This window comes from Actinoallomurus acaciae, from assembly GCF_042429965.1.
Taxonomy (GTDB): domain Bacteria; phylum Actinomycetota; class Actinomycetes; order Streptosporangiales; family Streptosporangiaceae; genus Actinoallomurus; species Actinoallomurus acaciae.
The window spans coordinates 1-10,750 of sequence record NZ_JBHLZP010000301.1; the positions used below are offsets into that span (position 1 = coordinate 1).

9 protein-coding genes and 1 pseudogene are annotated in these 10,750 nt (G+C 70.9%); 9 read left to right on the forward strand and 1 reads right to left on the reverse strand.

Annotated elements, in window-relative coordinates; all coding sequences use genetic code 11:
• The 9 genes from ACFFNX_RS31360 to ACFFNX_RS31400 all read left to right on the forward strand — a co-directional run.
• Positions 1-1,421 (forward strand): purple acid phosphatase family protein (locus ACFFNX_RS31360; RefSeq protein ID WP_378209487.1); only part of this gene is annotated, 1,421 nt, incomplete at its 5' end.
• 196 nt (positions 1,422-1,617) lie between these two features.
• Positions 1,618-2,757 carry a GAF domain-containing sensor histidine kinase gene (locus tag ACFFNX_RS31365; protein WP_378209488.1) on the forward strand — a complete coding sequence of 380 codons (1,140 nt, stop codon included), beginning with the start codon at positions 1,618-1,620 and terminating at the stop codon, positions 2,755-2,757.
• An 80-nt stretch (positions 2,758-2,837) separates the two neighbouring features.
• Positions 2,838-3,410 carry a TetR/AcrR family transcriptional regulator gene (locus tag ACFFNX_RS31370; protein WP_378209489.1) on the forward strand — a complete coding sequence of 191 codons (573 nt, stop codon included), beginning with the start codon at positions 2,838-2,840 and terminating at the stop codon, positions 3,408-3,410.
• A gap of 73 nt (positions 3,411-3,483) precedes the next feature.
• Positions 3,484-4,551 (forward strand): SDR family oxidoreductase, encoded by a 1,068-nt coding sequence (locus tag ACFFNX_RS31375; RefSeq protein WP_378209490.1) that lies wholly within the window; start codon positions 3,484-3,486, stop codon positions 4,549-4,551.
• A gap of 141 nt (positions 4,552-4,692) precedes the next feature.
• Positions 4,693-6,159, forward strand: a complete 1,467-nt coding sequence (locus tag ACFFNX_RS31380) for an FG-GAP-like repeat-containing protein (protein WP_378209491.1) — start codon at positions 4,693-4,695, stop codon at positions 6,157-6,159.
• 279 nt (positions 6,160-6,438) lie between these two features.
• Entirely contained in the window at positions 6,439-7,464 is a 1,026-nt protein-coding gene (locus ACFFNX_RS31385; protein ID WP_378209492.1) for an ABC transporter substrate-binding protein, read from the forward strand.
• Positions 7,461-8,264, forward strand: a complete 804-nt coding sequence (locus ACFFNX_RS31390; protein ID WP_378209493.1) for an ABC transporter ATP-binding protein — start codon at positions 7,461-7,463, stop codon at positions 8,262-8,264. Before ACFFNX_RS31385 ends, ACFFNX_RS31390 begins: the two co-directional genes overlap by 4 nt.
• Positions 8,261-9,094: an ABC transporter permease gene (locus tag ACFFNX_RS31395; protein ID WP_378209494.1), complete on the forward strand. Its 834-nt coding sequence runs from the start codon at positions 8,261-8,263 to the stop codon at positions 9,092-9,094. Before ACFFNX_RS31390 ends, ACFFNX_RS31395 begins: the two co-directional genes overlap by 4 nt.
• A gap of 15 nt (positions 9,095-9,109) precedes the next feature.
• A complete protein-coding gene (locus ACFFNX_RS31400) occupies positions 9,110-9,997 on the forward strand; it encodes a TauD/TfdA dioxygenase family protein (protein ID WP_378209495.1) in 888 nt (295 codons plus the stop codon).
• A gap of 149 nt (positions 9,998-10,146) precedes the next feature.
• Here the strand turns inward: ACFFNX_RS31400 and ACFFNX_RS31405 are convergent.
• Positions 10,147-10,750 (reverse strand): annotated as a pseudogene (locus ACFFNX_RS31405) (IS630 family transposase); the annotation flags it as partial.

Here is a 10,750-nt window from a genome sequence, read left to right on the forward strand (position 1 = left end):
AGCTGCACCTGCAGTTCGGCGCCGACGCCGGGCACGAGATGGCGGTGTCCTGGGCGGCGCCGCGACGCGTGAACCGGCCGGTCGTCCGGCTCGGGCGGCCCGGCCACGGGCTCGGCACGCGCGTGCCCGCGGAGGAGCGGGTCTACACCGAGGCGCTCACCGGCGAGACGGTGTACACCTACCACGCCGTGCTCCCACGGCTGAGCCCCGACAGCCGCTACGACTACCAGGTGGAACACCGGGGCGCCGCGCCGCTCGCCGGATCCTTCCGCACGGCGCCGACCGGGCGGTCCAAGGGCTTCCGGTTCACCAGCTTCGGCGACCAGGCCATCCCGGCGAAGGTCGGCCAGGGCCTGGGGCCCGCGACGCCGAACGCCGGCTACATCGTCGACGCGGTGGACCGCCTCGACCCGCTGTTCCATCTGCTCAACGGGGACCTGTGCTACGCCAACGTGAGCGACGCGCCGGTCGAGACGTGGCGTTCGTTCTTCGCCAACAACCAGCGGTCGGCCTCCCGCCGCCCCTGGATGCCGTGCTCGGGCAACCATGAGAACGAGGTCGGCAACGGCCCGGAGGGCTACCTGTCGTACCAGACGCGCTTCACGCTGCCCTCGAACGGGTCGCGGGAGTTCGCCGGCAACTGGTACTCCTTCACGGTCGGCCCGATCCGGGTGATCTCCATCAACAACGACGACGTGTGCCTCCAGGACGGCGCGTTCAGCGCGTACCGCCGCGACAACGTCCCCGGCTACCAGGCCAAGGGCTACGACCCGTACATCCGCGGGTACAGCCACGGCGCGCAGAAGGCCTGGCTCGAACGCGAGCTGCGCGCCGCGAGCCACGATCGCGACATCGACTGGATCATCGTCTGCATGCACCAGGTCGCGATGTCCTCGGCGCACTTCAACGGGGCCGACCTCGGCATCCGGCAGGAGTTCCTGCCGCTGTTCGACAAGTACGGGGTGGACCTCGTCGTGGCCGGGCACGAGCACCACTTCGAGCGGACGTTCCCGGTGCGGGGCGTGCTCCCCGGCAGCTCACTGTTCACGCCGGCGCCCCAGGCCACCGACGCGTCGGTCATCGACACGACCAAGGGCACCGTCCACATGATCATCGGTGGTGGCGGCCACTCGTCCGCGACACCGGGGTCGGCCTTCGACAACCCGCACGACGGCGTCCTGATCTATGACGTCGGCCCCGGCGACCCGATGAACCAGCGCGCCTCCCTGACCACGACCGAGCCCGCGCCGTGGTCGGCCTATCGCGACCTCCAGCGCCCGTACGGCTTCGCGTCCTTCGACTTCGAACCCCACGCGCCGGGCGGTCACACGGAGATCACCGTCACCCACTACGGCGCCGACCTCGGCTCGGCCGACTACCAGGAGCTGGACCGCTTCGTCCTTCGCAAACCCCGCGGCTGATCCACCCCGCGATCGCCGCAAAGGACCACTTCTGCCCACTTGACCTGGGGAGACATACTCTGGTCGAGGCGAGCGAAAGGCTCGCCACAGGCGATCACGGGGCGGCCAGTGGGGCGTACGGGACGCGGTCACGCGGCCGGCCAACATGCCGGCCGCGCGCTCGTTGCGTGTGCGCGCCACGGAGTCCACGGCGGCGTTGAGATCGGCGCTCGCCGACCGGGCCGAGCTGGACCGGCTCGAGCAGTCCTACGGCGCACTCCGGCGCGTGACGACGCTCGTCGCCCGCGGCATCTCGCCCACAGAGGCGTTCACGACGGTCGCGGGCGAGCTCGGCGCGGACCACGCCGCGATCGACCGGTACGAAGACGACCAGACGGCGACGGTGGTGGGATGGTGGTCAGATCCGCAGTCACCGAGGTTCATCGCGCCGATCGCGGAGCGATGGCCGATCGGTCCGAGATCCACCGCGGCGCTCGTGCTGCGCACCGGGGGTCCGGTCCGCACGAGCAGTGCGTCCTTCACCGGCCAAGCCGGTGCCTGGGCACAGTCGCACGGCATCAAGCACATCATCTCCTGCCCGGTCTGGGTGGAGGGGCGCCTGTGGGGAGATGTCGCGGTCATGTTCCGCGACGAGACGGCGCCGCCGGACGACACCGAGGAACGCCTGACCGACTTCGTCGAGCTCGTCGCCTGCACGCTCGCACAGGCGAAGTCGCGGGCGGACCTCATCGACCCGCGTGCCCGGGTGATCGCGGCTTCGGACGCGGCGCGCCGCCGGATCGAGCGCGACCTGCACGACGGCGTCCAGCAGCACCTGGTGTCGCTCTCGTTCGACCCGCGCGCGGCGGAGTCGGCCACGCCGCCCGGGCAGGACGACCTGCGGGACCGGTTGACGAACACGGGCAGGGGCCTGTCGAACGCCATCGCCGAGTCGCAGGAGATCTGCCGGGGACTCCATCCGGGCGTACTGTCCAAGTCAGGGCTGAGGGCGGCCCCGCAGACGCTGGCGCGCCGGTCACCGGTGCCGGTCGAGCTGCGTGTGGAGGTGCCGGCCTCGCTGCCGGAGCAGCTCCAGGTGACGCTTTATTACCTCGTGTCCGAGGCGCTGAACAACGTCGCCAAGCACGCGAACGCCTCCGCCGCCCGCGTCGACCTCGACCACGACGACCACGAGATCCGGCTGTCGATCCGCGACGACGGGCGGGGCGGCGCCGTGATCGGCCACGGGTCGGGACTGATCGGCCTCAAGGACCGCGTCGACGCCGTGGACGGCACGCTGCGGCTGCGAAGTCCGGCCGGGGAGGGCACCTCTCTCGAGGTCGCCGTCCCCCTGTGACGTGACCGTCCCGCCGGGCGCACCGCGCTCGGCCCGGGGCCTTGTGGACAGGAATATGTAGATCGGTCTAGATTTTGGTCATGGCGACCAAGGGCGACGAGACCCGCATGCGACTGATCGAGGCGACCCGCGACCTGATCGAGGCCAAGGGCTACCACGGGACCGGGCTCAATGAGGTGCTCGCGGTGAGCGGGGCTCCCCGCGGTTCGCTGTACCACCACTTCCCCGGCGGCAAGGACCAGCTGGTCGGCGAGGCGCTCACCGGGGCGGGGAGGGAGATCACCGGCCTGATCCGGGAGCTGAGCGCCGGCGCGGCCGACCCCTTCGAAATGGTCCACGCGCTCCTCGACGTGCTCGCCGACCGGATGGAGGCGGCGGACTACGCGAAGGGCTGCCCCGCCGCGACGGTCGCGCTCGAGGTCGCCGCCACCCACGAGCCGCTTCAACGGGCCTGCGCGGACGTGTACGACGCCTGGGAGCGGGTGCTCGCCGACGGCCTGCGCGCCGACGGACGCCCGGCGGAGGAGGCCGAGGAACTGGCCGGGACCGTGCTCGCTCTCATCGAGGGCGCGCTCGTCCTGGCCCGCGCCCGCCGCAGTCGCACGCCGGTCGAGCAGGCCCGCCGCCGCCTTCGTACGCTCCTGGCCGGCTGACCGGACGATCCCGTTCACCCAGGGCACTGCCGTGTCCCCAAAATATGTAGATCGGTCTACTTGGAGGCCTGACATGGAACGACCTGACGCCGTGGTACTCGGCGCCACCGGATTCATCGGCCGGTGGCTGCTGCTCGAACTGCTCGACCAGGGCCGCCCCGTCGCCGCCGTTCTGCGCGACGCCTCTCCCGCGCGCGCGGACCGGCTCCGTACGTGGCTCCGCGAACACGGCGGGGACGCGGCCGGCCTCACGGTCGTCGCGGGTGACATCGCGGCCGACGGGCTGGGCCTGTCGGACGCCGACGACTCGCGGCTCGGGTCCGTACGCGACGTGTTCAACGCGGCCGGGCTCTACCGGTTCGGGCTCGGCCGGGAGGAGGCGCGGACCGCCAACGTCGACGGCGCGCTGGGCGCGGCGCGATGGGCGGCGACCCGGGGCGGCCTGCGGCGGGCCGTCCACGTCTCCGGATATCGCGTGAGCTCGGGCGCCGTGCCCCGGTACCCGCTGCCCGCGGCCGAGTTGGAGAAGCTGTACCGCGTCCGCGGCGCGTACGAGGCGTCGAAGACCGAGGGCGACGCGGCCGTCCGGGTGCTCGCCGAGCGCGAGGGCCTCCCCCTCACCGTCGTGAACCCGAGCGTCGTGATCGGGCACTCCGTCACCGGCGAGTCCGGCCAGTACATCGGCCTGGCGGACCTGGTGCGGAACCTGTGGACCGGCCGGCTTCCCGCCCTCGCGGGCACGGCCCGCACGTTCGTTCCGGTGGTCACCGTCGACCATCTCGCCCGGTTCATGGCCGCGGTTCCCGAACACGACCCGGAGCCCGGCGGGGCGCACTGGGTCCTCGACGAGGACACCCCATACCTGCGGGACCTGGTGCGGCTGCTGGCCGGCCACCTGGGCGTCCGCGCCCCACGCCGGATGGTGCCGGTCGGCCTGGTGCGCCGGCTGCCGTCCCGGCTCACCGGCGTGGACGCGGAGACCCTCACCTTCCTCAGCGAGGACCGCTACGACACCCGCTCGGCGCGACGCGTGGCCGAGGCGGCCGGGCTGCGCAAGCCGCCGGTCGAACCCGCGCTGCGCCGCTGGGCCGACCGCCTGGTGGCGGAGCGGTTCGGTACGCCGGACACTCGCCCGAAATAGGTGGGAACCTGGCTCCTTCTGACATCGTCAAAAGATCTTGGCCGGTGGTTCACGTGACCACCGGCCTCTCCGTGGCGTGGCCGCCCTTCCCGGTGACCGGGAGAAAGCCGGCCGCGCCCCCCCGAATACGAGGAGACGTCCATGAAGTCGTTCGGCCGGCGCCTGCCGTTGGTGGCCCCGGTGGCCGCGCTCGCGTTGACGGCCATAGGAGTGACGGGAACGGCGGGAACGGCCGACGCGTCCACGACCCCCCGTCCGCCGCGCGGCGACGCCGTCGTCCACGCGACCCGCTCCCTCATGGCCCCGAAGGTCGCGGCGGCGGCGACCGCCGCGGCACCGACCTCGGCGAAGCTGTCCCTGACGGGCCAGTATCAGGACACGAACTACAAGTGCGTGCCCACCTCGGCGTCGATGAGCCTGTCGACGTTCGGCGTGTCCGTCAGCCAGGACACCCTGGCCACCCAGATGGGTACGACGGCCGCCAACGGCACCAGCGGCAACCAGGCGCTGCCCGTCATGAACGGGTACGTGGACCCGCTCGGCTACAGCTACGGCTTTTCCGACGCCTCGACGGCGTCGAGCATGATGTCGCAGGTCTCCTACGACGTCGGCGTGCTCAAGCGGGCCCCCACCCTCGGCGTGTGGATGGAGAAGCTGCCCTGGAACGCCGGCATGAGCGGCACCAAGGTCGGCCACGCCATCGTCGCGTACGGCTACGACAGCAGCGCCGGCACGATCACCGTGTGGGACCCGTGGAAGGCCACCGGCGGCTCGCACACCATCACCGCCGCCAAGCTCGCCGCGGACATGCAGCCCGGCGGAATGTTCAAGGTCACCGGCCACACCGACGCCGACCTGGCGAGCCTCGGAGACCTGACCGGAGACGGCACCGCCGACGCGGTCGCGACCGACCGCGCGACCGGGAAGCTGTGGCTCTACCCCGGCCCGACACTGGACGCCGCGAACCGGCGGCTGATCGGTACCAGCGGCTGGAACGGGATGACCGAGCTCACCGGCGTCGGCGACCTCACCGGCGACGGCAGGCCCGACCTCGTCGCGGTCCAAAAGTCCGACGGCACTCTCTGGCTCTACCCCGGCGACACGAACGCCCTCGGCACCCGCATCAAGATCGGTAACAGCGGCTGGACGGGCATGAAGGACCTCACCGGCATCGGCGACCTCACCGGCGACGGCAAGCCCGACCTCATCGCCGCCAGGAAGTCCGACGGCACGCTCTGGCTCTACCCCGGTGCGTCCAAGGCGCTCGGCACCCGCATCGAGATCGGCACCGGCGGCTGGAACGGCATGAACAAGCTGGTCGGCGTCAATGACATCACCGGCGACGGCAAGCCCGACCTGATCGCGGTGCGCATCTCCGACGGCACGCTGTGGGTCTACCCGGGCGCGTCGAAGGCGCTCGGCACCCGCAAGGAGCTCGGCTCCGGCTGGAACGGCATCCGCTCGCTCACCTACACCGGCGACATCACCGGCGACACCGTCCCGGACCTGATCGGCGTGCAGAGCGACACCGGCGTGATGTACGTCTACGCGGGTCGCGCGACCGGATTCGCCGCGCGACAGCAGCTCACCTCCGGCTGGAACGGCTGAGCCCCTCTCCCGTACGAACCAGAGCCCCGCGCCGGTGGTCCGGCGCGGGGCTCACCTTTGCGCGAACCGCACTTCCTATCAAGCAGGTAGGGATAGTTGACTAAGGTGCGACGCACGTGTTCTCATCCTGATATGCGCGCCCGGCCCGCTCTCATTCGCCGGCGGCACGTCGACCTCGTCCGGGTCACCGCCGCCCGCTGTCGCATCTGACGTCTGCCCCACGTCCCCTTTTTCTTCCGCCCCGCGGGCCGTACGCCCGTTCTAGGAGCGCAGTTCGCCATGCTCAAAAGGTCCTTCCTCGCCGGAGCCGCCGCGCTCGTCGCCGTGTCCGGCGCCGCCGGATGCGGAGCCTCCACCGCCTCCGGCGGGTCCGCACTCAAGATCGGCTACTTCCAGGGCGCGGTCGCCGGGCCCGAGGCCGTGGTCGCCGCCAATCCCGACCTCGCCGGCCACGTCAAGTCGGCGATCCAGCTCCGTCCCATCGACAGCGGCGTCGCGGGAATGGCCCAGCTCCGTGCCGGCGCGTTCCCGGTGGTGTCCGGCGTCGGCAACCCGCCGCTGGTCGGTGCCTTCACCTCCGGCACCGACGTCGAGGCCGTGTTCGTCGAGAGCATCGACGAGTCCGGGCTCGCGGTCAACGGCAAGATCAAGTCACCCGCCGACCTGAGGAAGGTCGGCGTGCTGGTCGGCTCCACGCTCGACTTCCAGCTCCGCGGCTGGCTCGCCGCGCAGAAGCTGACCGGCAAGGTGCAGGTCGCCAGCTTCGCGAGCGAGGCCGCCGAGGCCGCCGCCTGGAAGTCCGGCAAGATCGACGCGGTCTACATCAGCCAGTCCTTCCTGGTCGACCTGAAGAAACACGGCGCTCGCGTCCTGACGACCGCGTCCGACGTCGCCCGCCTCGGGTACGCGGCGGTCAACATGCTCGCGGTCGACCGGACCTACGCGAAGCGGAACCCGGACCTCGTCCAGCAGCTCGTCTGCCAGGTGTCCAAGGCCCAGACGCTGGTCAAGGGGCCGCAGGCGGCCAAGTACGTCACCGCCGCGACCCGGTTCCTCGGCGTACGGCCGGCCGACGCGATCGCGGCCACGAGCGGCTACCCGTACGTGCCGCAGAGCGAGGAGACCGGCTGGCTCCAGGGCGCGGACGGCCGCGCCGCCTCCGGCAAGCTCGCCAAGAACTTCCAGCTCACCGCGCAGTTCCTGGTCACCCAGGGGCGCGCGAAGACGGTGCCGGCGATCGACCGGATCGCCGCGCACATCGACCCCTCCTTCTGGGCGAAGGCGCAGTCGGGCGGTTGCCCATGAGCGAGACGAGCGCCCAGGCCATCGAGGAGTCACCCGTCGTCGACCGGCCCGCGGCGGTCCGGCTCCGCGACGTCGGCAAGACCTTCCGCAAGCGGCGGCGCGAGACGACGGCGCTGGAGGAGGTGAACCTCGACATCGCCGCCGGGGAGTTCCTGTGCCTGCTCGGCCCGTCCGGCTGCGGCAAGTCCACGCTGCTGAGCATCCTGGCCGGCTTCATCGAGGCCGACACCGGCGAGGTGCTCATGGACGACCGTCCGGTGACGGGACCGGGCCCGGACCGCGGCGTGCTGTTCCAGACGCCGACGCTCTTCCCGTGGCTGACCACCCGGCAGAACGTCCTGTACGGCCCGCGCGCCCGGCGCGCCCTCACCCCCGAGGTGCGCGAGGAGGCCGCCGAACTGCTGGAGACGGTCGGGCTGGCCGAGTTCGCCGACGCGTACCCGCACGAGCTGTCCGGGGGGATGCGGCACCGCGCGGCGTTCGCCCGGGTGCTGATCAACCATCCGCGCGTGCTGCTCATGGACGAGCCGTTCGGCGCGCTCGACGCCATCACGCGCGCCGGCATGCAGCGGTTCCTGCTCGAACTCTGGCAACGGCGGCGCACCACGATCGTCTTCGTCACCCACGACGTCGAGGAGGCGACGCTGCTCGGCGACCGGGTGTCGGTGCTGTCCGGCCGGCCGGGGCGTACCAAGGCGGTCGTCGACATCGACCTGCCCCGGCCGCGTACCTACGACGACACCGAGACGCTCGCGTTCGTCACCGCCAAGCGCCGGATCCGGGAGGTGCTGGAGCAGTGAGTCTCGACACGGCCCCGGGCCGTACGGGCGCCGCCGTACGCGCACGGGAGCGACGGCAGCGCTCCTGGCGCCGGGTGTTCGTCGGCACGGCGGCGCTCGCGGCGGCACTCCTGGTCTGGGAGATCGCGGCCTACGCCGTGCACGACGCGGTCACCCTGCCCACCGTCCAGGAGACCGGACGCCAGCTGGCGCACTATATGTCGACGCCGTACCCGCAGGTGCAGGGCAAGACCCTGGTGGCGGACGCGCTGATCAGCACGGGCCGGATCCTGGCCGGCTTCGTGCTCGGCACGGTGGCGGGCCTGGTCCTCGGCGCGGCGATGGCGGGCGTACGCGTGATCCGCGAGCTCGCCGACCCGATCGTCGGCGTCATGCGGCCGCTGCCGCCGATCGCGTTCATTCCGCTGCTGGTCGTGTGGTTCGGCATCGGTGAGGCGTCGAAGGTCGCGCTCATCTTCTTCGGCGTGCTGCCGGTCGTAACGATCGCGACGCTCGGCGCGCTCGACGCCGTACCCGCCGAGTTCACCCACGCCAGCCGCAGCCTCGGCGCGTCCTCCTTCCACACGATGCTGCACGTACGGCTTCGCGCGGCCGTACCGGGTGTCATCACCGGCATGCGCATCGCCATGGGCGGGGCGTGGACCAGCATCATCGCCGCCGAGATGATCGCCGCGACCGGCGGGGTGGGCTTCCTCATCCTCCAGGCCGGCAACTACCTCCAGACACCGCTGATCTTCAGCGGGATCGCCGTCATCGCCGTACTCGGCTTCGCCTTCGACGGACTGCTGCGCCTGCTCCTGCGCGCGGTCGACCCCACGGCACGCCGTTAGAGAAAGGGAACGCCCATGTCCAGTCTCGACATCCGCCGGGTCGGCGGGCGGATCGGCGCCGAGGTCACCGGCGCCGATCCCCGGGACCCGTCCATCTTCGACGCCGTCAACGCCGCGCTGCTGGAGCACAAGGCGCTGATCTTCCGCGGCGCCGACCTCGACGACGAGGAGCAGATCGCCTTCGCTTCGCGGTTCGGCGCCCTCACCCGGGCGCATCCGACCGTGCCGTCGGTGGAGGGACAGCCGAACATCCTTCCCGTCGACGGCGAGGAGGGGATCCGCTCCAACCAGTGGCACACCGACGTGACGTTCGTACGGACGCCGCCGAAGGTCAGCACGCTGCGCGCCCTCGTCGTCCCCCCGTACGGCGGGAACACCCTGATCGCCAACTCCGCCGCGGCCTACCGGGACCTGCCCGCGCAGTTGCGGGAGTTTGCCGACCGGCTGTTCGCGGTGCACACCAACGACTACGACTACGCGCTGCCGCGCGTGAACACCGAGAAGGCGGCGGAGTATCGCCAGGTCTTCACCTCGACGCGCTACCGGACCGCCCACCCCGTCGTCCGCGTCCACCCGGAGACGGGCGAGCGGGGCCTGTTCATCGGCGGGTTCGCCCAGCGCATCGTCGGGTTGAACGGCAGCGAGTCACGCGACATTTTGCGCATCCTCCAGGCGTACGTCACCCGCCCGGAGAACATTTTGCGCGTCGTGTGGAACCCGGGCGACCTGGTCGTCTTCGACAACCGCATCACCCAGCACTACGCACCGGACGACTATGGTGACCAGCCGCGCCGCCTGCACCGCGTCACCGTCGCCGGAAACGCCCCGGTCGGCGTGGACGGCAAGGAGAGCCACGTCATCGAGGGCGACGAGGCCCGCCACTACACCCCGGCGGCCGCCTAGAACCTGTCTCGAAGTGGTCGGGTCGTGGGTTTTCCACAGCCGTGCGTGCAGGCTTCTTTTGGCGTGTGGGTGGCTTGACAATGGAAGTGGGGTCGGCGCCCCCTGGGAGGGCGGGGAGTGCCCCGGACAGCGGGACTTCCAAACACGCCCTAGTGTCCTGCGCCTGAAATTCGTTGTAGATATCGGGCGAGGGAGTCGAGGATCTCTTCGGCGGTCTTCTTCCACACGAACGGTTTGGGGTTGGTGTTCCACTGAGTGATCCAGGCGCGGACGTCGGCTTCGANGCTTGGACGCTCTTGTGGACGCCGCGCTTGGTCAGCTGGTCGGTGAGGTGGCCGAACCAGCGTTCGACCTGGTTGATCCAGGATGAGCCGGTAGGTGTGAAGTGGACGTGGAAGCGAGGATGGCGAGCGAGCCATTCGTGGATGAGCGGTGTTTTGTGGGTGGCGAGGTTGTCGCAGACCAGGTGTACATCCAGTTCGGCGGGGACGGCCTTGTCGATGGCGGCCAGGAACTTTTTGAACTCGGTGGCGCGGTGCTTGCGGTGTGGTTCGGTGATCACCGTTCCGTCGGCGATGTTGAAGGCGGCGAACAGGCTGGTGGTGCCGTGCCGTGCGTAGTCGTGCGTGCGGCGTTCGGGCATGCCCGGCATCATCGGCAGCACCGGTTGCGACCGATCCAGTGCCTGCATCTGTTGGGTCGGGGACGGGACGCCGTGCGGCCTTTCGGCCGCCGGTTTTCCCGTCCCCGCCC

Bases quoted from the DNA above. Each gene is read 5' to 3' on its own strand.
- ACFFNX_RS31370 (WP_378209489.1), top strand. From the start codon at position 2,838: ATGGCGACCAAGGGCGACGAGACCCGCATGCGACTGATCGAGGCGACC.
- ACFFNX_RS31375 (WP_378209490.1), top strand. From the start codon at position 3,484: ATGGAACGACCTGACGCCGTGGTACTCGGCGCCACCGGATTCATCGGC.
- ACFFNX_RS31380 (WP_378209491.1), top strand. From the start codon at position 4,693: ATGAAGTCGTTCGGCCGGCGCCTGCCGTTGGTGGCCCCGGTGGCCGCG.
- ACFFNX_RS31385 (WP_378209492.1), top strand. From the start codon at position 6,439: ATGCTCAAAAGGTCCTTCCTCGCCGGAGCCGCCGCGCTCGTCGCCGTG.
- ACFFNX_RS31390 (WP_378209493.1), top strand. From the start codon at position 7,461: ATGAGCGAGACGAGCGCCCAGGCCATCGAGGAGTCACCCGTCGTCGAC.
- ACFFNX_RS31400 (WP_378209495.1), top strand. From the start codon at position 9,110: ATGTCCAGTCTCGACATCCGCCGGGTCGGCGGGCGGATCGGCGCCGAG.